This window comes from Lactobacillus sp. UBA5813, assembly GCF_002417895.1.
Lineage (GTDB): Bacteria > Bacillota > Bacilli > Lactobacillales > Lactobacillaceae > Lactobacillus > Lactobacillus amylolyticus.
In genome coordinates this window covers 39,679-63,364 of the sequence record NZ_DICZ01000004.1, presented here as the reverse complement: position 1 = coordinate 63,364, position 23,686 = coordinate 39,679, and the positions used below count along the sequence as shown (strand labels likewise).

General features: G+C 38.8%; 16 protein-coding genes, 1 pseudogene and 1 riboswitch. Of the genes and pseudogenes, 10 read left to right on the top strand and 7 right to left on the bottom strand.

Translation table 11 applies throughout. The annotated features are described in order from the left end of the window. Positions 1–63: 63 nt before the first annotated feature. Together dnaN and dnaA are read right to left on the bottom strand one after the other, a co-directional pair. Positions 64–1,194, bottom strand: coding sequence for a DNA polymerase III subunit beta (dnaN, locus tag B2008_RS00600; RefSeq protein WP_080880957.1), 1,131 nt, complete (start codon positions 1,192–1,194; stop codon positions 64–66). Between the two features lie 172 nt (positions 1,195–1,366). Beyond that, on the bottom strand, positions 1,367–2,731 hold the full coding sequence (gene dnaA, locus B2008_RS00595; RefSeq protein WP_281828627.1) for a chromosomal replication initiator protein DnaA: 1,365 nt from the start codon (positions 2,729–2,731) through the stop codon (positions 1,367–1,369). A gap of 458 nt (positions 2,732–3,189) precedes the next feature. Here dnaA and rpmH point away from each other — a divergent pair, with 458 nt between their 5' ends. The 9 genes from rpmH (at position 3,190) to eno (ending at position 14,866) form a co-directional block, all read left to right on the top strand. Continuing rightward, on the top strand, positions 3,190–3,330 hold the full coding sequence (gene rpmH, locus B2008_RS00590; RefSeq protein WP_004039891.1) for a 50S ribosomal protein L34: 141 nt from the start codon (positions 3,190–3,192) through the stop codon (positions 3,328–3,330). A 53-nt stretch (positions 3,331–3,383) separates the two neighbouring features. Continuing rightward, positions 3,384–3,773, top strand: coding sequence for a ribonuclease P protein component (gene rnpA / locus B2008_RS00585; protein WP_281828633.1), 390 nt, complete (start codon positions 3,384–3,386; stop codon positions 3,771–3,773). Beyond that, on the top strand, positions 3,754–4,623 hold the full coding sequence (locus B2008_RS00580; protein WP_281828635.1) for a YidC/Oxa1 family membrane protein insertase: 870 nt from the start codon (positions 3,754–3,756) through the stop codon (positions 4,621–4,623). Before rnpA ends, B2008_RS00580 begins: the two co-directional genes overlap by 20 nt. A 111-nt stretch (positions 4,624–4,734) precedes the next feature. Continuing rightward, positions 4,735–6,120: a tRNA uridine-5-carboxymethylaminomethyl(34) synthesis GTPase MnmE gene (mnmE, locus tag B2008_RS00575; RefSeq protein ID WP_281828637.1), complete on the top strand. Its 1,386-nt coding sequence runs from the start codon at positions 4,735–4,737 to the stop codon at positions 6,118–6,120. 7 nt (positions 6,121–6,127) lie between these two features. Further along, positions 6,128–8,023 carry a tRNA uridine-5-carboxymethylaminomethyl(34) synthesis enzyme MnmG gene (mnmG, locus tag B2008_RS00570; protein WP_281828638.1) on the top strand — a complete coding sequence of 632 codons (1,896 nt, stop codon included), beginning with the start codon at positions 6,128–6,130 and terminating at the stop codon, positions 8,021–8,023. A gap of 411 nt (positions 8,024–8,434) precedes the next feature. Next, entirely contained in the window at positions 8,435–10,237 is a 1,803-nt protein-coding gene (gene spxB, locus B2008_RS00565; protein WP_281828652.1) for a pyruvate oxidase, read from the top strand. Positions 10,238–10,347: 110 nt separating this feature from the next. Next, positions 10,348–11,733 (top strand): NADP-dependent phosphogluconate dehydrogenase, encoded by a 1,386-nt coding sequence (gene gndA, locus B2008_RS00560; protein ID WP_281828654.1) that lies wholly within the window; start codon positions 10,348–10,350, stop codon positions 11,731–11,733. Positions 11,734–11,840: 107 nt separating this feature from the next. After that, positions 11,841–13,394: a ClC family H(+)/Cl(-) exchange transporter gene (locus B2008_RS00555; protein ID WP_281828656.1), complete on the top strand. Its 1,554-nt coding sequence runs from the start codon at positions 11,841–11,843 to the stop codon at positions 13,392–13,394. Positions 13,395–13,447: 53 nt separating this feature from the next. Continuing rightward, positions 13,448–13,508: riboswitch (Fluoride riboswitch) on the top strand. A gap of 71 nt (positions 13,509–13,579) precedes the next feature. Continuing rightward, positions 13,580–14,866: a phosphopyruvate hydratase gene (gene eno / locus B2008_RS00550; protein WP_281828658.1), complete on the top strand. Its 1,287-nt coding sequence runs from the start codon at positions 13,580–13,582 to the stop codon at positions 14,864–14,866. 96 nt (positions 14,867–14,962) lie between these two features. Here eno and murQ read toward each other — a convergent pair whose 3' ends face one another. From murQ to B2008_RS00525, 5 genes and pseudogenes are all read right to left on the bottom strand, one after another. Continuing rightward, on the bottom strand, positions 14,963–15,859 hold the full coding sequence (gene murQ / locus B2008_RS00545; protein ID WP_127345826.1) for an N-acetylmuramic acid 6-phosphate etherase: 897 nt from the start codon (positions 15,857–15,859) through the stop codon (positions 14,963–14,965). A gap of 36 nt (positions 15,860–15,895) precedes the next feature. Next, positions 15,896–17,364, bottom strand: a pseudogene (locus B2008_RS00540) (PTS transporter subunit EIIC); the annotation flags it as partial. 214 nt (positions 17,365–17,578) lie between these two features. Next, positions 17,579–18,427 (bottom strand): MurR/RpiR family transcriptional regulator, encoded by an 849-nt coding sequence (locus tag B2008_RS00535; protein ID WP_281828661.1) that lies wholly within the window; start codon positions 18,425–18,427, stop codon positions 17,579–17,581. Positions 18,428–18,616: 189 nt separating this feature from the next. Continuing rightward, on the bottom strand, positions 18,617–19,882 hold the full coding sequence (locus tag B2008_RS00530) for an aminotransferase class I/II-fold pyridoxal phosphate-dependent enzyme (protein WP_281828663.1): 1,266 nt from the start codon (positions 19,880–19,882) through the stop codon (positions 18,617–18,619). A gap of 11 nt (positions 19,883–19,893) precedes the next feature. Next, entirely contained in the window at positions 19,894–21,996 is a 2,103-nt protein-coding gene (locus B2008_RS00525) for a putative ornithine decarboxylase (protein WP_281828666.1), read from the bottom strand. Positions 21,997–22,271: 275 nt separating this feature from the next. Between B2008_RS00525 and B2008_RS00520 the strand changes: the two genes are divergently transcribed. After that, positions 22,272–23,684: an APC family permease gene (locus B2008_RS00520; RefSeq protein WP_281828728.1), complete on the top strand. Its 1,413-nt coding sequence runs from the start codon at positions 22,272–22,274 to the stop codon at positions 23,682–23,684. Positions 23,685–23,686: the final 2 nt, after the last annotated feature.

Here is a 23,686-nt window from a genome sequence, read left to right as displayed (position 1 = left end):
TCTTAACTTAATGACATTGCATCACCAAGTTGGTGATGTTTTTATTTCGAAATTGATAATTATTTAAAAAGTTCTGACTGGCGTAATTAATTGAATGAATTGAACATCGTCTTTGTTTGGCGTAACAGTAAACGGACGAAGTGGTTGCGTAAATTTCATGACAATAGCATCCGTAACTGACGCACGTAATGCATCCCGCAAATAATCAGGATTAAATGAAATCGTCAAATTCTCACCATCAAGATTCTTAAAGTTAACGTCTTCTTCAACGTTACCAATTTCAGCTGATGTACCCGTTAATTTTACTTTTCCATTTTCGGTATCCAAATTTAAGTTGACAACGTTATTACGGCCAGCATGAGTTAACAAACTTGCACGATCAAGGGCACTTGAAAGATCTGCTAAATCAAATTCAACACTAGTTGTACTTTCAGTTGGAAGCAAACGATCAGTATCAGGATAATTGCCATCAAGCAGTCTTGAATAGAAGGCAATATTGCCAATGCGGCAAAGTACTTGATTATCACCTGGACAAACTTTAACTTCTGGATCTGCCTCACCAATAATTCTTGAAAGTTCTTGCAAACTTTTACCTGGAATAATCAAATCTGTCTTAGTTTGTGGTCCGTTTTCTAAAGCAATGGTTCTTTCTGACAATCGGTGTGAGTCGGTTGCAACAGCCTTAATTGAATCAGGACTAAAAGTAAAGTGAACCCCACTCAAAACCAATCGACTTTCTTGAGTAGCAACAGCGAATTGAGTTTCATTAATAATTTCACGCAAAATTTTGCCTGCAATTGTAAATGAAGATTCTTCTGGAATTTCAGGTAATCTAGGATAATTGTTTGCATCTAGACCATTGATTGTAAATTCACTGTTTTCTGAAGAAATCTTAGTTTGAAAACTTTCCTTTACTTCAAATGAAAAATCTTTACCTGGAAGTTTTTTAACAATTTCACTAAAGAACCGTGCTGGTAAAACAATTGAACCTGTAGATTCTACACTTAAGTCTTCACTTACTGGAATTTTAATTTCAATAGAGATATCAGTATCACTACCAGTAAGAACCAATTGGTCTTCTGATAAATCTAATTTGATACCGCTCAAAATTGGAATAGTTGCTCTAGAAGAAATTGCTCGCATTACATTGTTCAAATTTTCGATGAACAAATTTCTATTGATTGTAAATTTCATTATTGCCTCCTGTTTTTCAGGTACGTTTTCTTTATTTAATTATATATTTAATTAATTAGTAGTAGTAGGTCCTGTGTTTTATGTTGAAAACTCTAAGAATCCTTAAGATAACGGAATTATGCCAGTTAACAAAATGTGTAAAAATCAAAAAGTTTTCCACAGTGGATAACTTTTAGCGATCAAGCATTTGACGTAAATCAAAAATGGCGGATTTGATATCAGCATCAGTTTTAATTTGCTGCTGGATTTTCTCATAGGCGTGCATTACTGTCGTATGATCTTTCCCGCCGAATTCCTGACCAATTTTTGGCAAACTGGCATCGGTTAACTCACGTGAAAGATACATTGCAACTTGCCGCGGTACAACGATTTGCCTTACCCGCTTCTTACCTTTCAATTCTGCAGTTGATGTCTGGAAATAATTGGCAACTACTTCTTGAATCTTAGAGATTTGCAAACCTCGATTCTTTTGTACCAGCTTAAGATCTGCCAGAGCATCACGTGCCAGATTTACATTGATGTCTTCTTTTTCAATTGTGGCATGAGCTTCTACTTTTACTAGAGCGCCTTCAAGTTCACGGATATTGGTATCGACTTGAGAAGCAATGTAGTCTAAGGTGTTGTCGTCAATTGTCAAGCCATCAGCTTCTGCCTTTTTACGGAGAATTGCAATTCTAGTTTCAAGATCAGGTGGTGTAATTTCGACTTGCAGACCCCAAGTAAATCTGGAAACCAATCTTTCTGATAAATCAGGAATTTCTGTCGGAAGTCGATCACTGGTCATGACAATTTGCTTTTGATCGTTGTAGAGCGTTTCAAAAGTATGGAAGAATTCTTCTTGAATCCCTTCTTTTTTAGCAAAAAATTGAATATCATCAACCAACAATAAGTCGCAGGTTCTGTATTTTTCACGGAATTGATCCTGCGTTTTATTTTTGATTGAATTAATAAAATCGTTAACGAAAGTTTCACTTTGAATGTAGACTACTTTAGCATTAGGACGCTCAGCCAGCATCTGATGACCGATGGCCTGCATCAAGTGAGTTTTACCTAAACCTACGCCACCAAAAATAAATAGTGGATTGTAAAAACTTCCGGGGCTATCAGCAACAGCTAAAGCAGCACCGGCAGCTAATTTGTTTCCTTCACCTTGAACAAAATTATCAAAAGTATATTTGTCGTTTAATTTTAAATCCTTAGCAAATTCATCTTGACGTGGTTGAGGAATATTTTGCTGAATTTCATGACGTGGTTCTGGAGTAACAATTCTCTCAGGACCAGTATCACCTTCTATTTGAAAAGTAGGCAAAATTTCAATTCCTGCATAGCCATAGGCTGATTGAATTAATTGCGAAGAAAGGTTCTTTTCCCAGTAGCCCTTTGAGACAGGGTTTTGAACGGCAATTTTTAATTCATGACTATTTTTGTCATATGAAAGAGGTTTTGTATTTTTAAACCATGCATTGTAAGCAACTTCATTAAAACGCTCGCGCATTTCATCATTGAAGTGCTGCCAAAATTTATCAATATCGAACAAAATAAATTCCCCCATTAAATAAAGCAAATTTATTTTATCATTTTAAATATAAGTTTTCCACAAGTGCAAAACAATAATTCAGAATCTACAGGCTGTGGATTATTGCTTTAATCTATTTTTAATTTCTTGTGTGCATATTTAAACAACTTGAGTTTTTAACAGCTCAGCTGTGTATATTTTTTATTGATTTGATAGTAAACTAACCACTTTTTTATATAAAGTATCCACAGACTGTGAATTTATTTTTGAACATGGTGTGAGTTGTGGAAAAAGCTGGGAATTTCTTTGTGCCTTTCTTTTTGTGGAAAACTTTTACAGAACTTTATCCACATTTTTAACAAGAAAAATTGGCCTTGGCTTGCGTCTTTTTTGGGCTTAGCCCTTGGCAATTTTGATTAAACATGCTATTCTAAATAAGAAATTGTGCAGTTAGCACATGAATATTGGAGGTGCATTTTATGTCAACTAAGAGAACTTACCAACCTAAGAAGCGTCACCGTTCACGCGTTCATGGTTTTATGAAGCGTATGAGCACATCTAATGGCCGTAAGGTTTTAGCAAGACGCCGTGCAAAGGGTAGAAAAGTCTTATCTGCTTAAAACCACTGAAATCCCAGTGGTTTTTTTAGTCTACTAGAGTGGAATGAAACGTTTTGAGAAAATCTTATCGTGTAAAATCTGAAAAAGATTTTCAGCATGTATTTGAAGCTGGCGAATCTGTCGCTAATCGGGCTTTTGTCATCTATAAAATAGAAAAAACAGAAAACAAACACTTCCGAGTGGGCATTTCTGTCGGCAAGAAGGTCGGACATACTGCCGTTATTCGAAATCGACTCAAGCGTTACATTCGGGCGGTAATTACTGAATATAAAACAGAAATTGATCCGCATATTGATTTTCTGGTAATTACGAGGCCCTACGCTCGCAATTTTGACATGACTGAGGTGCGCAAAAATTTAATTCATGCCTTGACCTTGGCTCACGTCATTGAAAAGATGCCGGATGGAATTGAGGAAAATAAGAGTGAAAGACATTCTGACTAAAAGAAATGTCAAGCGTCTATTAGCTGTCCTGGCAGTAATTTCGATTGCTGTTGTTTTGGTTGGGTGTGCTCCAACGAGTAGCACTCAACAAGCACCTGTTTCTCATACAAGTGGAAATTGGTGGGATCGCTGGATCATTTATTACGTTTCCGCATTCTTGTTGTGGCTTGCTAAATTAATGGGGAACAATTATGGAGTGACGATTATCGTCTTTACCATTCTTGTCCGGATTATCCTTTTACCTCTGAATGCTATTTCAATCAGAAGTTCTACCAAGATGCAGCAAATTCAACCACAAGTTGATGCGTTACGTAAGAAATATCCTGGACGTGATACAGAATCTAGACAATTATTATCACAAGAAACTAATAAGCTTTATAAGGAAGCTGGAGTAAATCCATATACTGGTTGTCTTCCGTTATTAATTCAGTTGCCTGTTATGTATGCTTTGTACATGGCAATTTTGCGGACGCCACAACTGCAAAATGGACATTTCTTATGGATGGACCTTGGGAAACCGGATCCTTACTATATCATGCCGATTTTGGCGATGGTCTTCACTTTCCTTTCAACTTATATTAGTCAAATGTCAACACCTAAGTCAGCCCAAAACGGGATGACTAAGTTCATGACATATGGAATGTCAATCATGGTTGGTGCAATGGCAATTGGTTTCCAATCAGCTATTACCTTGTACTGGGTTATTTCTAACCTCTTCCAGGCAGTTCAAACTTTCTTCTTGCAAAACCCTATTAAATATAAGCGTGAACAAGAAGCAAAGGCTAAAGCTGAACGTGAGCGCAAGCATCACATTAGAAAAGCTTATAAGCGTTTAGGACGCAAAAAATAAAGATTTCGTCTAAAATCATTTTTAGATAAAGTAGTCAAAGTGCTTTATCCATCGTGATCAATCATGGTGGTATAATGCACTTTTTTTATTTAAAAAGGAACAGGGATTAAGATGGCTCAAACTTTAACTGAATTCGATACGATTGCTGCTATTTCAACACCGATTGGTGAAGGTGGAATTTCAATTGTACGAATGTCTGGTGAAGATGCAGTTAAAATTGCTAATCAAGTATTTAAAGGTGCTGATTTGACTAAAGTACCAACTCATACTATCCATTACGGTCATATCATTGATCCGGATACTAATAAGACAATTGATGAAGCAATGGTAACGGTCTTGAGAGCGCCAAAAACTTTTACGCGTGAAGACGTTATTGAAATTAATTGTCACGGTGGTATCGTAGTTACTAATCATATTTTGCAATTGTTGTTGGCACATGGTGCTAGAATGGCTGATCCGGGTGAATTTACTAAGCGAGCATTTGTTAACGGCAGAATTGATTTAACCCAAGCTGAAAGCGTAATGGATATCGTGCGGGCTAAAACTGATAAAGCTCGTCAGGTGGCAGTTGGTCAATTAGCTGGCGGCCTGATGCATAAAATTCGTGCAATGAGAAAAGAAATTCTGGATACCCTTGCCAATGTTGAGGTTAATATTGATTATCCTGAATATGATGCCGACCAGGTAACTGCCAAACAAATGGCCGATACTTCTAAAAATGTAATTCAAAAAATTGATCGTTTGTTAAAAACAGCACAGGAAGGGACGATTTTGCGCAATGGCTTGGCTACAGCGATTGTAGGCCGTCCAAACGTAGGTAAGTCTTCCCTTTTGAATTATTTGACGCAAAGCGACAAGGCTATCGTAACTGATGTTGCCGGAACTACTCGTGATACGCTTGAAGAATATATTTCAGTTAATAGCGTTCCACTTAAATTAATTGATACTGCCGGCATTCACCATACTGATGATAAAGTTGAAAAAATCGGAGTTGAACGTTCACAAAAGGCACTTAAACAGGCCGATTTAGTTTTGCTTTTGCTCGATGGCAGTCAAGAATTAACCGATGAAGACAAGTCTTTGCTTAAAGAAACAGAAAACAAGAAACGAATTATCATCTTGAATAAAATGGATTTAGGTCAAAAATTAGCCGCCAAAGGGATGCATGATTCAACTGGAAGCGAAGTGGTTTCAACTTCAATTTTGAAAGAGACTAATCTGGATGAATTAGAAGATTTAATCAAAAAGATGTTCTTCTCAGGAATTACCAACTCCAATGATCAAATTATGGTTACTAATCAGCGCCAAGCTGGTTTATTGGCCAAGGCTAAGAAACAGTTGCAAGATGTAGTCAAAGCAGTAGAAGATGGCGTGCCTGTTGATATTGCCCAAATTGATTTCAATGGTGCATGGGATACGTTAGGCGAAATTACTGGTGATAGTGCACCTGATGAACTGGTTAACGCCCTGTTTAGTCAATTCTGTTTAGGAAAGTAGGATAAAAATGAAAACTTACGATACCGATGAATATGATGTAATTGTCGTTGGTGCCGGTCATGCTGGCTGTGAAGCAGCACTTGCCAGTGCTCATATGGGATTAAAAACTTTAGTTGTTACAATTGGTCTAGATATGGTTGCTTTTATGCCATGCAATCCATCTGTTGGTGGCCCTGCTAAAGGAACCGTGGTCCGTGAAATTGATGCGTTAGGCGGACAAATGGGTAAAAATATTGACGCAACCTACATTCAAATGAGAATGCTGAATACAGGCAAAGGTCCTGCAGTTCGTGCTCTTCGTGCGCAGGCTGATAAATGGCAATACCATGAACATATGAAGGATGTAATTGAAAATACACCTAATTTGACCTTGCGTCAGGCAATTGTTGATCAACTAGTAGTTAAAGACGGCGTTTGTCGCGGCGTGATTACTAATACTGGTGCGGAATATCATGCTAAAAGTGTCGTCCTTACTACGGGGACAGCTGCTCGTGGCCGCATCTTCATAGGCGAATTAAATTATTCATCAGGTCCAAACAATACAATTCCGGCTATTAAGCTTTCTGAAAATTTGGAAAAACTTGGTTTTAAACTTCGTCGGTTTAAGACTGGTACGCCTCCTCGGGTTAACGGCAATACAATTGATTATTCTAAGACTGAAGAAGAGCCAGCCGATAAAATTCCTCGGCACTTTTCATACGAGACCAGTGATGCCGATTATTTAAAGGATCAAGTATCTTGCTGGATGACCTATACTAATCCAACTACTCATAAAATTATTCGCGATAACCTTGATCGCTCCCCAATGTTCTCTGGCGATATTGTTGGTGTGGGTCCACGTTACTGCCCTTCGATTGAGACTAAAGTAGTTCGTTTTGCCGATAAAAATCGTCACCAACTGTTTCTTGAACCCGAAGGCAGACATACTAAAGAAGTTTATGTGGGTGATTTTTCTACTTCTATGCCAGAAGAAGTTCAACTTAAAATGCTCCACACCGTTGCGGGACTTGAACATGCGGAGATGATGCGTCCAGGTTATGCGATTGAATATGATGTAATCGAGCCATGGCAATTGAAGCATACTTTGGAAACAAAAAATATCAAAAATCTCTTCACCGCTGGGCAAATGAACGGTACTTCTGGCTACGAGGAAGCTGCTGGCCAAGGTTTGATTGCCGGCATTAATGCGGCTTTGCGTGCAAAGGGCAAGCCTGGCTTTACTTTAGGCAGAGATGAAGCTTATATTGGTGTTTTGATTGATGATTTGGTAACTAAAGGTACTAATGAGCCGTATCGTTTGCTTACTTCGCGTGCCGAATATCGTTTGATTTTGCGTCATGATAACGCAGACTTGCGTTTGACCCCGTATGGTCACAAGTTAGGACTTATTTCTGACAAACGGTATGCTGCTTTTGAAGAAAAGAAGAAAGAAATTGCAGCGGCAAAAGAAAAGTTGGCAACAATAACCATCCACCCTACTGATGAAGTACAAGAATATTTGCAAAATATTAGTGAGGATAAATTGAGTGCCGGCTTGAAAGCAGATATTTTCTTGCGTCGTCCACGTGTTAAGATTGATGACATTGAAAAATTAACGGGCGAAAAGATTGCAGATGATCGATATGTTAAAGAACAAGTAGAAATCAATATCAAGTACGCTGGCTACATTAAGAAAGAGCAAGTACGGATTGATCGTCTTCACCGACAAGAGGCTAAGAAGATTCCAGCAGACATCGATTATGGTGCAATTGAAGGATTAGCAACTGAAGCTCGGCAGAAATTTGAAAAGATTCGTCCGGAAACTTTAGCTCAAGCCGAAAGAATTTCTGGAGTTAACCCGGCTGACTTAGCAATCTTGAGTGTTTATATTCAAAATGGTCGCTACAGTAAAGTGAATAAGTAAAAATTAGTAATCTGAAAACAGCGTATCCATGTTTAAGCATGAATACACTGTTTTTTTATTGCGAGAAAAATTTTAATTAAGAACACTCAGAGAAACAATTTCGTTAACTTATGAAAAATAGAACTAATAATAATAATTTTTAAAAAATTGCATATTTTTTATCCTATATTTTTATGAGAAAATACCTAATAACAATAAAAAAACAGTTGTGTTTGCGCAGGCATTCACATATAAAAGCGCTATCATTGCAACATTATAAATATTTTCTTATCTAACTTTGTGAAATCCATATTTATATAAAAGCGGTTACATAGTTGATATAATGCGGTTAAATAACATTTGCAAATGTGGAAAAATATGTTTCAATAAGTTATGAAAGAAAGAACTTATTGTTAAGGAGATGCACTTATTATGGCAAAGATTAATGGTTCAGATGCAATGTTCAAAGTTTTGTACGAGTGGAACATTGATCATGTTTATGGTTTCCCAGGCGGTTCATTTGACTCAAGCATGAACGCAATTCATAACTGGCAAGATAAGATTAAATTTATTGAAGTTCGTCATGAAGAAGCAGGCTCTTTAGCTGCTTCTGCAGAATATAAATTAACTGGTAAAGTTGGTGTTTGCTTTGCATCAGCAGGTCCAGGTGCTGCTCACTTATTTAATGGCTTATACGATGCCAAATATGATCACACACCAATGGTAGCTATTGTGGCCAACGTTCCAACCAGCAAACAAGATATTGACTTCTTCCAAGCTTTTGATGAAGATAAATGGTTCTTAGATGCAAGCGTATGGTGTGCTCAAGCTAAAACAGCTGAACTTCTTCCAGTCTTAATGGATGAAGCAATTCGTCAAGCATATGCCAAGAAAGGCCCAGCTGTTTTAATTATTCCTAAAGACTACGGCTGGCAAAAGATTGAAGATAACTTCCGCGTTAACTACGATGCTCACGTTGAAGACAGCTATCCAGCACCAACTAAGGCTTCTGTTGAAGACGCAGTTAAGCTTTTGAAAGAAGCTAAGAACCCTGTTGTTTACTTTGGTTTAGGTGCTAAGGATGCAGGCTCAGAATTAAGGGAATTTGCTGAAAAATTCAAGACCCCACTTCTTTCATCATACTTGGGTAAAGGAATTGTTGAAGACAACTTCCCTGCTTACATGGGTACAATCGGCCGGATTGGGCCAAAACCTGCTAATGAAATTCCAAGTCATGCTGACTTGGTAGTCTGGGTTGGTAATAACTCCCCATTCTCAGTTCTTTGGTTCAACAAGAATGCTAAAGTTATTCAAATTGATGTTGACTCAGCTAAATTCGGCAAACGTCACAGCACAGATGTTTCAATGTTGGCTGATAGCAAGAAAGGCTTACGTGCAATTATTGATGCTGGTGAAGATCGCATGGAATCACCTTTGTACAAGGCCTCAATTGCTGACCGTGAAAACTGGGACGCATGGCAAGCAAGCTTTAAGGATTCAGATGAAAGTCCAGTTCGTCCTGAACCAATCTGGGATGTTATTAACAAAGAAGCTGCAGACGATGCTATCTTTGCAGTTGATGTAGGTAACGTTAATGTTGACCAATGTCGTTTGCTTAAGATGCATGACGATCAAAAGTGGGCAACTTCAGGCTTGCATGCAACAATGGGCTTCGGTTCTCCAGCTGCTTTGGCTGCCGCTGAAGTTTATCCAGATCGTGAAGTATGGCAATTAGCCGGTGATGGTGGCTTTGCTATGATGAACCAAGAACTTTTAACAATGGCACGCTACAACATGCACATTTTGAATATCGTCTTTACTAATGAAACTCTTGGCTTCATTCAAGCAGAACAAGAAGACGAATCTAACCAACCACTATCAGGTGTTATTCTTCCAGACAATGACTGGGCAAAAGTTGCTGAAGGTATGAACGTCAAAGGTGTTACTGTTCGCACTAAGGCTGAATTTGAAGCAGCTGTTAAGGAATGGAAGAAGATGGACGGTCCAATGTTAATTGACGTCAAATACACCCATGAAATGCCTTACTCAACTGAATTGAACAGCCTTGACGATCCAGCCTTCGTCAAGAAGTATCAAGCAGAAGACTTGAAGCCATTCAGCTACTTTGCTGATAAATACGGAATGGAAACTGATGCTGCCACAGGTGCATCTCAACATGCAGAACCAGAGCCAGATCCTGAACCAGATACTACTTCTGGTGCTTCACAACACTAATCTGTTTGATAAATAAAATTTATGAGAAAGCGAAACCTTTTGGTTTCGCTTTTTTCTTTGTCTACTCGTATAATATAAAATGAGAAAATTTTGATGGAGGAAATTAAAAAATGCAACAATTTGGCGTTATTGGCTTATCCGTTATGGGTAAGAATTTAGCCTTGAATGTTAGAAATCATGGCTATTCAGTCTCTGGCTTCAGTATTGATAAATCTGAAGTTGATGCTTTTGCTAAATATGAAGATGATAAGTTAAAACCTTGCTACACTTGGGAAGAATTCGTTAATTCACTTGAAAAGCCACGCAAGATCTTAATTCAAATCATGGCTGGTGATCCAGTTGATCAAACTCTGCAAAAGCTGTTGCCTCTTCTTGATAAAGGCGACATCTTAATTGATGGTGGTAACTCAAACTTCCATGATACTACTCGTCGTTTTGAAGAAATGGAAAAGCATGGCATTCACTTTATCGGAATGGGAGTTTCCGGTGGTGAAGAGGGTGCCTTAAATGGCCCAGCTTTGATGCCAGGCGGTGACGAAGAAGCTTACAAGAAAGTTGCACCGATCTTAGAAGCAATCGCTGCTAAGACCCCTGAAGGCCGTCCATGCGTATCTTATATTGGCCCAAGTTCTAGTGGCCACTATGTCAAGATGGTACATAATGGTATTGAATATGCTATTATGCAAGAATTCTCAGAAGTTTACGATATTTTACGCAAAATCGCTGGCAAGAGCAATGATGAAATGTCAGCTATCTTCGACAAGTGGAATCAAGGTCTTGTCCATGCTTACTTGACTGAAATCACTGCTAATGTTTTGAAGCAAAAAGACAATTTGACCCAAGATCACGTTATCGACCATATTTTAAACGTAGCTTCTTATAAGGGTACTGGTAATTGGATGCTTGAAGACGGTGTTGCTTTAGGTGCTCCAATTAATGTTGTAGCAGAGGCTGTTATTGCGCGTTTCATGTCAAAGACTACTACGCGTGAAGGAAAAGAAATTGTATGGAACGGTGATGTTCCAGACAACTTGATCGATAATTTGGAAAAAGCATTGCAATTAACACAAGCTGTTGCTTATGCTCAAGGCTTCCAACAATTAACAATGGCTGCTAAAGCATATGATTGGAATCTTCGTTACCCTGCAATTGCACAAAACTGGGAAGCTGGTTGTATCATTCGTTCATCAATGTTGAAAGATATTGAGAAAGCATACGAAGATGGCAAGCAACTTGAAGTCTTGTTCCAAGATCCATACTTCAACCAATTGATGGTAAACAATATTCATGCTTTGCGTGAAGTTGTTAGTTTAGCAACTAAGGCTGGCATTCCAACTCCAACTTTGAGTGCATCATTGAATTACTTGGAATCAATTTTTGATCCAAGTTTGCCAGCTAACCTTATTCAAGGCCAACGTGACTACTTCGGTGCTCACACTTACCTTAGAAATGACTGTGAAGGCACATTCCACACCGAATGGTATGAAGAAAAATAATTTTGTTACACGTGCAACAAAAAAAAGAGAACTCGTGAGAGTTCTCTTTTTTGATGTAGAATATTAGTGTTACTGTAAATTATTGATAAAGTGGAGAGTTGATAAAGATGAAAAATGAAAATAATACTAGTCTAAAGCTCCTAGGACAAGCCTTGATCGTGGGAATCTGTACAGGAATTGTCGTAGGATTATTTAGATTTGGCATTGAAAAAACTACTGCTTTTTGGCTGCATTTGTTTTCATTAGCACATCGAAATCCTGTTTGGTTTATTGCAATTATTGTGGGTTTTCTATTAGTTGCAGTAGTAGCAGGATATTTTGTTAAACAGCAACCGCACGTTGGTGGTTCAGGTATTCCTGAAGTAAAACTTGAGTTACAGGGAAAATTATCTGTTAAGTGGTTCCCTATTCTTTGGCGAAAATTAATCGGTGGCATTCTGGTGATTGGAACTGGTTTGTTTCTTGGCCCAGAAGGTCCCTCACTTCAATTAGGATCATCAATTGGGCAAGGAGTTGGCGAGAGTTTTAAACAAACAAAAACTAATTCTCGCGTCTTACTTGCTACAGGAGCAGCGAGCGGTTTATCTGCTGCCTTCGGTGCTCCACTTTCAGGCTCTCTTTTTGTGTTAGAGGAAGTTTTCCATAATTTCTCGCCACGAGTTTGGATGAATGCCTTGGCTGGTGCGATTGCGGCCAACTTTGTTGTTTCTAATTTCTTTGGTCTTCATCCAGCGCTTGCAATTCCATACAACCATTCATTTCCAATCCCGTTATATTGGCATCTAGTCTTACTGGGACTTGTACTTGGACTATGTGGTCACTTGTATAAGGTTGGCCTCTTCGGGTTAAAAAAAGTATATTTAAAGATCAAAATTTTGCCTAGATGGTTGCATGGGTTAATTCCTTTGGCAATTTTGATTCCAATTGCTTATGCTTGGCCGCTCATCACTGGTCCGGGCAATCGCTTGATTTTATCTTTATCAGATACGATTACGACTCAAGGCTGGGTAACTGTCGGGATGCTGGCCTTCTTCTTCGTTTTGAGACTAGTATTTTCAATTGTCTCCTATGATTCAGGTCTACCAAGCGGCATCTTCCTCCCTATCTTGACGATGGGAGCTTTGATTGGTGGCACTTATGGTACCTTCATGGTTCAGCTGGGACTTTTACCACAAAAACTGGTCATCAATCTGATTATTTTCTCAATGGCCGGCTTATTTGCTGCAATTATTCGAGCTCCGTTTACAGCTATTATTTTGATTACTGAAATGGTTGGCTCGCTGCTTCACTTAATGCCACTTGCAGTCGTTGCCTTCATTGCCCTTTTGGTTGATGAACTCTTAGGCGGACGGCCAATCTACGACAGTCTTGCAGAAGCAATGGAAGGTAAAAACGGTGTAGCTAAAGAATCATATCTTGAAGATCAATTGACGGTGCCGGTATATGAAAGCAGCCAGTTGGTTGATAAGAAAGTTGCAGATATTGATTGGCCTGAAAACACGTTGGTTAAGTTAATTAGACGTGGCAGTGAAGAAATTATTCCAAACGGGAAAACGGTTATTGCTGCTGGCGATATGCTTATTCTGGCGGTAGATCAGAATATGCGCGGCAAAGTTTACGATGAAATGAAGAAACTGCAAGAAGTTGAATTCGACGGATAAAAATTATTTTTCTCTTGCCAAAAATATTTTTTCAGGTTATATTGTTTGTGAAAAGTAAATACGGCGATGACGTTCGCCTTTAAATGAGCAAAATCTAATGACGTCTACTTTTACCTACACAATAAGTGTGTATTGAAAGTAGGCGTTTTTAATTTTGCTCTTTTTTGTTTTAGGAGGTTTAAACTATGACTGTTTATGTTGAAAAAGTTCGTGCAATGGAAATTTTTGATTCTCGTGGCAATCCAACTGTTGAAGCTGTTGTTACTCTGTCTGACGGAACGATTGCTAAGGCTGAAGTACCATCTGGTGCTTCAACTGGTGAAAAAGAAGCCGTCGAATTGCGCGATGGTGGTAAGAGACTAAATGGCAAGGGCGTTGAAAAAGCAGTTAATAATATTAATTCAAAAATTAATGCTGCCCTGAAAGGAATGAATCCGTATAATCAAGCAAAAATTGATCGAACAATGATTGAATTAGATGGAACGCCAAATAAGGCAAAACTTGGAGCAAATGCAATTTTAGGTGTTTCAATGGCAGTTGCCCGTGCTGCCGCTCAATTGAAAAATGAACCTTTATATCGTTATCTTGGCGGCTGCGATTTAGAGTTACCGCAAACTTTTCATAATGTAATCAATGGCGGAAAGCATGCTGATAACGGAATTGATATTCAAGAATTTATGATTACCCCAGTTAAAAAGACTTCATTTCGCGATGGTTTTGAAAAGATTGTCAATACTTATCACGCTTTGAAAAAAGTAATTGAAGATGCCGGCTTTGAAACGGGGTTAGGTGATGAAGGTGGCTTTGCCCCTAACCTTAAGAGCTCAGAAGAAGCATTAAAGATGCTGCAAATGGCTATTACTAAGGCCGGCTATAAGCCAGGCGAAGATATTGCCATTGCTTTTGATGCTGCCGCAAGTTCTTTTTACGATAAAAATGACGGAAAATATCATTTTGAAGGTCATGTCTGGAATGGTGATCAAATGCTGGACTACTATGACAAGCTTTTGAAAGAATTTCCAGAAATTATTTCTGCTGAAGATCCTTTCGATGAAAATGACTGGGATAATTTTGAAAAGTTTACTGCTAAATTTGGCGACAAGATTCAAGTAGTAGCCGATGATAATGTCTGCACTAATCCAAAATTAGTGCGCAAAGCTATTAAAGATAAGCTCTGCAATGCCGTTTTGATTAAAGTTAACCAAATTGGAACCGTAACTGAGACTTTAGAAACGATTCGCTTGGCAAGAAAGAACAACTTTACGACAATGGTTTCGCACCGCTCTGGTGAAACTGGCGATACTTTTATTGCTGACTTTACTGTGGCAACTAATGCTGCTGAACTTAAATCTGGAGCCCCAGCAAGAAGCGAACGGGTAGAAAAATATAATCGCTTGCTCGAAATTGAGAATGAAATTGGCGTAGAAGATGAAAGATTAGCTCATTTTCCAAATAATGTTGATTTAGACTAGTTTAAAGCTGGATAGAAAATAAAACTCGAACACAAAAATAAGATGATCAGTTAAGACCATCTTATTTTTTTAGTTAAAACCTATAGTTAGTGACTTCTACTCTTTGCTGATTACTTTGCCCACTTGTCCATTATTTTCTTTAAGCAAAACTTGAGCTGCTTCTTTATCTTTCTTTGTCTTAAGCATCACAATTGCTAAGCCAACATCATTATTTGTTTTCTTAAGCGTTGACAAGGCTGTTTCCTTATCAGCACCGGTGGCAATATTGATAATTCGACAAGCACGATCAACTAGCTTGGAATTGGTAGGTTGAACATCAATCATAATGTTTTCATAGACTTTTCCCTGACGAATCATAACACCAGTTGAAATCATGTTAAGAATCATTTTTTGTGCAGTTCCCGACTTCATTCTAGTTGAACCAGTAATAACTTCAGGTCCTACTACTGCCTCAATTTTGATATCGGAGTGCTGTCCAATTTCTGAATTTGGTACGCAAGCAATTGAAACAGTTAATGCTCCAACTTTTTTAGCATAATTGAGACAGCCAATTACATATGGCGTGCGGCCACTGGCAGACAAACCAAGAACAGTATCGTTAGCGGTTAAATTAAGCTCTCTGAGATCTTTTTCACCAAGCTCTGGGGAATCTTCCGCCCCTTCTACTGCACGGTACATGGCTCCTTTACCGCCGGCAATGAGACCGACTGCGCGTTCAGGCTTAATGCCATAAGTCGGTACAAGCTCTACCGCATCGAGAACTCCGAGGCGTCCACTTGTCCCCGCGCCTACGTAGACAAGCCTTCCGCCTTTAGCATATCTTTCAGAAGCTTGATCAATAGCTTGAGCAATTTGAGCATCCTGTGTACCAACAGCAGCAGCAACTTTTTGATCTTCATGATTAATGGTTTTTACCATCTCTAATGTCGACATTGTGTCGATATGAAGAGTAGCAGGATTGCGAGTTTCCGTAATCAAATTTTTGATCTGCATATTCATATCCCTAAATTTCTATCGTTTTTATTTATTAACTAAACTACCATCTTCATTTTTGGCAACCATACCTGATTTTGGTGTACCGAAGAAGTAGGTAGCAATAAAACCACCAATGTAAGCTGCAAGCAAGCCTAAGCAGTATGCCCACCACATGTTATGAGCGATAAGTGGAATTAAAGCCCAACCTGATGTACCAATTGCAATCGCACCTAAGTGTGGGAACATGCCAATAACGGCACCACCTATACCACCACCAACACAGGCAGTAATAAATGGTCGACCTAAAGGTAAAGTTACACCATAAATTAATGGTTCACCAACACCTAAAATACCGACAGGCAAAGCCCCTTTAATCAATTTAGTCAATTGTTTGTTGTGACGGCATTTAATCCAAAGTGCAATTGCAGCACCTACTTGACCAGCACCGGCCATTGCTAAGATTGGAAGAAGTGGAGTATAACCCATCTTTTGAATCATTTGCAAGTGAATTGGGGTCAAAATTTGGTGTAAACCAAGCATTACCATTGGTAAGAAGAACAGACCAAGAATAAATCCGGCAAATGGACCACCAACAGCTAATACCCAGTTAATTGAGCCAACTAGTGAGTTAGATACCCAACCAGCTAAAGGCATAATCAGGAAGACTGTAAATAGTCCCATAATTAAAACAGTTAAAAATGGAGTAACAAGGATATCTACACTGTCCCATACATGCTTATGGAAGAATTTTTCTACATAAGACATTAACCATACGGCAAGAAGGACACCAATAATACCACCTTGTCCAGCAGCTAACGGCTGACCATCAAAAATGTTAGGAATTGTTACTGGAGCAACTACTCCTGGCAAGTAAACAATACCGCCGATAATACCGCCAAGACCTGGAGTGGCACCAAATTCTTTGGCAGTGTTAATCCCAACGTAGATGTTTAAGTAAGCAAAAAGAGCGCTGGAAATCATGCTTAAAACGGTAATTCCAAGACTCCAACTGCTTGGCAGCATTTTTGCAGCCAACATGTTCTTCAAAATACCGGAGACACCTGAAATTAAACCGGCACCGATGAAGGCTGGAATTAATGGAACAAAAATTGAAGAAATATGCTGTAAAGCTGCACGCCACCAAGTTTTCTTAAGAGCTGCTTTATGAGCGGCATGAACTTCGGCAGCTTTTTTTCTACTTCTTTTTTGCTAGATTGATAGCTGCTTTCGGTAGTTTTCAGATTGTCTGGAAATACTTCCCCTTCTTTTACATCGACTTCGGCACACATCTCTGCGGCCACTTTAGTGTTGATACCAGGGCCTAATACTATTTCGAGAGTCTCAGCTTCAACTACGCCAATTACGTCATTGATAGCCTTTAATCCGTCAACGTCGACCTTAGACATGTCTTTGATAGTGATTCTTAAACGTGTCATACAGTGAATTAATTTAGTGACGTTCTGTGGACCACCGATTTTTTCATAAATCTGGTCGCCGAGAACTTTATATTTGTTTTCCGACATTGTTCTTCTCCTCCCTTAGAGTTGAATTTTTTGAAATTTTATTTCAGCCGAAAAGCAGATTCTTAACTGAAAGTGCTTTCTAAAATTAAGATTAATGCCAATATTAGCGGGTGTCAATAAATATTTACAATATAATTTAATTATTAGAATGTGAATTTTTTGAAATAATATTTCAATATTTAGAATAAAAAAGGCCCCAAATTGGGGCGATAGATTAGTTTTTCTCCTTCAGATGATTGGTAATCCTGGAGGTTGCTTGCATCCTATTTTCTAATTTGGGCACGTCTTTTGCAATTAAACATAAATAGAGCAAACATGACATTGTCATTTCACTGAATAAAGAGTTAATTGCTCCTACTCGCAGCAACTGTTCATTACTTGGAAGGGGCAAAATGATGCTAGCCAATTGAGAAAGTGCAGAATTTGAGTCGCGGGTGATGGCGATTATCGGTGTTTGATTATGATGAGCTTGTCGAGCAGCCAGCAAGATCTCCTCGGTTTGTCCGCTGTATGAAAAAATAATCATTACGTCTTTGGGTGTAGTGAAATATGACTGCTCTAAAGCAATATGAACGTCATCATCATAAAAAGCTTTTCGTCCAATTCTAATTAGTTTGTAGTATAAGTCCTTAGCTGGAAGTCCTGATGCTGCCACCCCTTCTAAATAGATGCTATCTGCTTGTCGCAGTAAGGAAGCGGCGATTCCTATTTCTTTTGTATTATTTAATTTAACGAATTCTGTTAGATTTTGCTGCAACGATTTTTCCAATTTTAATAAGACTGTTGTCGATGTATCACCGTTTGCAACAATGGTATCGAAATCATCGTTCTCTTTTTGCGGCGCATCTTGTGCAAGCTGCAATTGAAAATCTTTTAATCCTTTGAACTCCAATTGCTGACAAAAGCGTACAACCGAAGCTGCACTAGTTTTAGTGATTTTTCCCAATTCTTGCGCATTGTTGGTTAAGAAGGCAGCAGGATTTTCCAACAAATAATCAGCAATCTGCCTAGAGGTTTTTGATAATTTTGGGTAATCGTGCAGAACTTTGTCTTTTATTTTCATTTTGATGCCTCGCTATTCTAAGAACTCCTTTTCATTTCAAATATTAGCTATAATGAAATAATTTTTCAATTAAAAGCTTTTTTTGAGCAACTGAAAAAATGAAGTGGACTCCTAAATATTAATTTTTCAAAAATAAAAATCCCTTTAAACTAATAGCTTGAAGGGATTTTTGCTGTCTATTTTTCTTTTTTATTTCTTGTAAAAGGTATCTTCTACGGCTCTGGTGATCGCAATTTTATCATGCGCATAAGATAACCCACCTTGGATGTAAAGGCGGTATGGTGGACGAATTGGGCCATCAGATGATAATTCAATAGTTGAGCCTTCTACAAAACTCCCAGAGGCCATAACGACTTGATCTTCATAACCATCTTGGTGGTAAGGAATTGGATCAACGAAGGAGTTCATTGGGGAATAGTGTTGAATTGCAGCACAGAATTTAACCATTGGATCTGGATCACCGAAAGTTACGGTTTGGACAATATCAGTTCTTGGATCATTCCATTTTGGCATGACTTTCATACCCATTTCTTCAAGTAAAGCAGCGGTATAAACCATGCCTTTAAGAGCCTCACCTGTTGTGTGAGGAGCCATAAAGAAGCCTTGGTAAATGTCGCGTAAGAAGCCCCAGGTTGGGCCTTCACCCTTACCGGCACCAGGAACATTTAGTCTGGAACCAGCTTGTTCGATCAAATCTTTGCGCCCGATTAAGAAGGCGCCACCTTTGACAATACCAGCACCTGCATTTTTGAATAAAGATCCAGCCATCATGTCAGCACCGTAAAATGTTGGCTCTTCGCATTCGGAGAATTCACCGTAGCAATTATCGATAAAGATATTAACATCAGGACGCACTTCTTTGATAAATTTAAGCATCTTCTTGATCTTTGCCATCGTAAAGCTTGGGCGAACAGCATAACCAAGTGAACGTTGAATGGCAACTACCTTGATGGACTTGTCCTGCAAGTCTTTGCGCGCTTTTTCATAATCGATCTCATTGTTTGGAAGCAATTCAGTAGTCTTAAAGTTAATGCCCCATTCCTTCATGTTTCCTGGCTTGTTCCCGGCCAAACCAATTACTTCTTGAATGGTGTCATAAGGAGTTCCTGTTAAGTAATAGAGCGTATCACCAGGCCGAAGCATGCTAAATAAAGCGGTGGCAATGGCATGCGTTCCAGATGAAAACTGATTTCTTACTAAAGCGTCGTCAGTCTTGAAGTAATCTGCATAAATTTGTTCAATCTTGTCACGGCCGATATCATCGTAGCCGTAACCAGTAGAAGGAACCAAATCTTCTTCACCGACATTATGCTTTCTAAATAAGTCCAAAACACGTTGCTGGTTATAAAGAACCTGCTCATCAATTTCTTTTAATCGAGATGCAATTAATTGATCAACTTTGTCGACTTTTGCGCTTAATTCTTTAGGCAAATTCTCTTTCCATGATAAAACCATAATTTTCTCCTTTATTTATTTTCCTTCAATACTTCTGCTTGTACTAAAATCTTGCCATCTTTTTGCTCAGAAACATAGACTCCTTGAATTTCTGGTACAAAGCCAGGGAACTTTTCAATTGCGCCTGCCAGAACTTCGAAATACTTTTGGTCAATAGCCGACCATCTTTCTCCCGGAGCTACGATGAAGACGCCTGGGGGATAAGGCAAAGCCCCTTCGGCTGCGATGCGTCCTTCTACGTTCTGCAGATCGACCAGTTCGCTTTGGTTGCGCATAAACAAGTCGTCGGCCTTAGCTGGGATCATTACATAGTTTTGCATATCTTTTTTAGCAAAAAGCTCCTTTTGCAAAGTAAAAGTTTGATTTTGCTTGTAATACTCATGCATTTCTTGGCATAAACGCTTTAATGTATAGCCAGCATAACATTTAGGATAGCGTTTGGCCAGTTTAGGCAAGGCTTCAGCTAATGGAGCATCTTCATTGTAGAATTCTTCGAATTTCAAAAATGCATCCAGTAGCGTGTTGAGCTCTTCTTCAGTATCTCCTGGTGTCAGTAAAAACAGCAGAGAGTTCAAGTCTGCCTTGGCCCGAATGATTCTTTTTTCCATTAAAAATTCAGAAACGACTGCTCCCGGAATGCCATTTTCCTCATACCGGTCATGTTTAATATCAATTCCTGGAGTGACAACGGTGATCTTAAGCGGATCAAGCATTGCCTCACCGTTTGCAATTTGATTGAAACCATGCCAAGAGTCTTCATGCTTGAAATTCCAGTATTCGCTGTGGGTCATTAGTTCTTCAGTTGGGATTTTAGCAAAATTGTCAGGGACAAACGGCCGGAATAATTTAGATTTTTTCAGCAGCTTTTTTCTGAATTCAATTCCTAATCTTAAAGTTTGGTCCCACCATTTCTTGTTGCCAGCTCCAGCCGTCAAATAAGAATTAACGGTTAGCGAAGCATAGAGCGGATAAGAGTAGCTGGAAGTGACAAATTTTAGGTATGCATTGTTGAAATGCTTGTGGTCAACATAGCGTGCCTGTCCTTTGATGTGCGAGTCTTTTTTCAAAATCTGTGAAGCTTGAGCCATACCGGCTTGTTGCTTGTGCAAAGACTGAGTAACCAGAATGCCGGGGTCATCAGGGCCATAATTGTAAGCCAGTGGCGATAAGTGCTTCATGATTGGTACAAATTGCTCAAATCCGCCCCAAGCACAGTCGAATAAGATGTAGTCACATAGCGAACCAATTTTGTCGATCAGCCATTTGGCATTGTAAAAGAGACCGTCATAGGTTTCAGATTGAATAATCGCTAATCTAAATGGACGCTTGGCCTTGGCTTTTTCGGGTTCGACCTTGGCAATTTCTTGTCGTAAGTATTTTTCATCTAATGCACGTGGATTCATTTCACCGATTAAGCCTAATGGATTACGGTCCGTAGGAATGTAAACGGGTTTGGCTCCCGTCATAACTAGAGCACTGTTATAGAGCGATTTATGGTTGTTGCGGTCAAATAAGACTAAGTCTCCTTCACGCAGAATAGCCTTCGCACAAATCGAATTGGCACTAGTTGTACCATTTGTACAAAAGTAAACTTTGTCAGCATTGTAGGTTTGTGCAGCCTTTTGTTCGGCCGTTAAAGGCGTTCCAGCATGCATCATTGTGTCGCCTAATTCAGCGACGGTATCGCTGGTATCGGCGAACATTAAATTTTTACCGAAAAAGTGATTGAAAATAGCACCAGCTGGGTGTTTAGCATAATATTGCCCATTGTGGTGGCCTGGCGTGGTGAAGCTGATAGGCTTATCTTGGGCAAAATGAATTAAATCGGATAAGAAGCCAGGAACCATTTCTTGCGTGTATTTCTGTGCAGCCTTTTCTGTTTGGGCGAGCTCATTTTTATTTAGCGTTGCATCTGCAATTTCGATAATTGGGATTCCTAAACCGGATGCTTTTTGCAAATCATGCGCCAATCTTAATGATGCTTGATCACTGGTGTTAACAACGATTGCGGCAAGAGATGCAGGGTCAGTGTTTTCAGTTAGAGAAATGGTGTGCCAATTTTCTAATTGCTTGAACTTCACATTCTTGCCATAGGCGATTTTTAGAAAATTCATAAATTATTCTCCAAAAACTATTGCAAATAAAGAATAAATCTTTATAATCTTTGACGTACATTTTTACACTTTATGATTAAAATTAATATTGGATTGAGAATAATGTACCAAAATTAGATTATATCTACATTGAGGCTATATACAAGTGAATTTGCGGAGTCTATGTACTTGCATACAATTGAAGCCACCAAATATTAATCGCAGGAATTAGCAATATAATTTAATATTTGGAGGATTAAAAGTTGGATACTTTGGAACCGACGAAAAAGCATTATATGAGTTGGCCAGTAATTGCATTGATTGACTTTGTGACCATCATTAGTTTTGAAAATATCTTTTATCCTTTTCAAAACCAAGGTTTATCAGTTGTAATTTCCTGGATTTTCTTACTGTTTACTTATGTTATTCCTTATGCTTTGATTTCTAGTCAAATGAGTTTGACCTTCGACAATCAAGCGGGAGGCCTTGCTTCATGGGTGCGTCACAGCAGCAATGATACTTTGGGCTATTGGACTTCATGGATGTATTGGGTTCAGAGCGTACCATATATCGTTGATGTTTCTAACTCGGTAATCGTTTCTTTTAGTTGGATCATTTTTGGTGACAATTCATTGGATAAAAGAATATCAACCTTCTGGTTTGGGATGCTGACTTTTGTCATCATTTTGATTTTCATTCTATTGGAAAATCGTTTGAAGAATTCATTGGAAATTCTTTCTTTAATTGGTGGTGGCGCAATGTTTATCATGTCCATGCTGTTTGTTTTGCTAGCAGGCTGGGCTGTTATGCATGGTCACCATATTGCAACGCAGCCATTTAACTTGGGTGCATTTAAACCATCATTCAGTTTGAACTACTTCTCAACTACAGGATTGCTGATCTTTGCCATGTCTGGTGCTGAATTGGCTGCGCCTTATGTATCGCAAATGCGCAATCCTAAGAGAGATTTTCCTAAGGCAATGTGGATGTTGGCAATTATGACCGGATTCTTAACAATTTTTGGGACTTTGGCTTTGGCAATGTTCTTTAATGCACACCATATTCCACATGACTTTAAGATGAATGGTCCATACTATGCTTTCCAATTATTAGGAAACAGTTTAGGTATCGGCAAGACTTTGATGTACATCTTTGCCGTAGTTCAAGCACTGTTTATGATGGCCCAATTGGCGGTATTGCTTGATGCTTCAAGTCGTGTATTTGCTGGGGATGTTGCTGACAGATTTATGCCTAAATGGTTAACTGAAAAGAAAAATAAGAGCGGACGTCCGGTCCACTCCTACACTTTTACTGTTGGCTTGAGCTTGTTCTTGCTTTTGCTAACGGGAACTTTGCCTAATATTAATACCATCTATAATTGGTTGTTGAACATCAACGGAATTATTTCACCATATAAGACTTGCTGGGTTTTCTTCGCCTTCGTAGCAATGCGGATGCACCAAGAAAGATACCACTCAGATTATGTCTTTATCAAAAATAAAACTGGAGCTTTAACCGTTGGTTGGTGGTGCCTGATCTTCACTTTCGTTTGTGCTACTTTAGGATTTATTCCACAAAATGTAAAAATGGGTACACCTGCATTTAGCCACCAATTGATTATGAACTTTATCACTGTTTTCGTACTCTTTGGTTTAGGGTTGATCTTGCCATGGATACGTAAGCATGAGGAAAAGAAAAATAAGCAATAAGA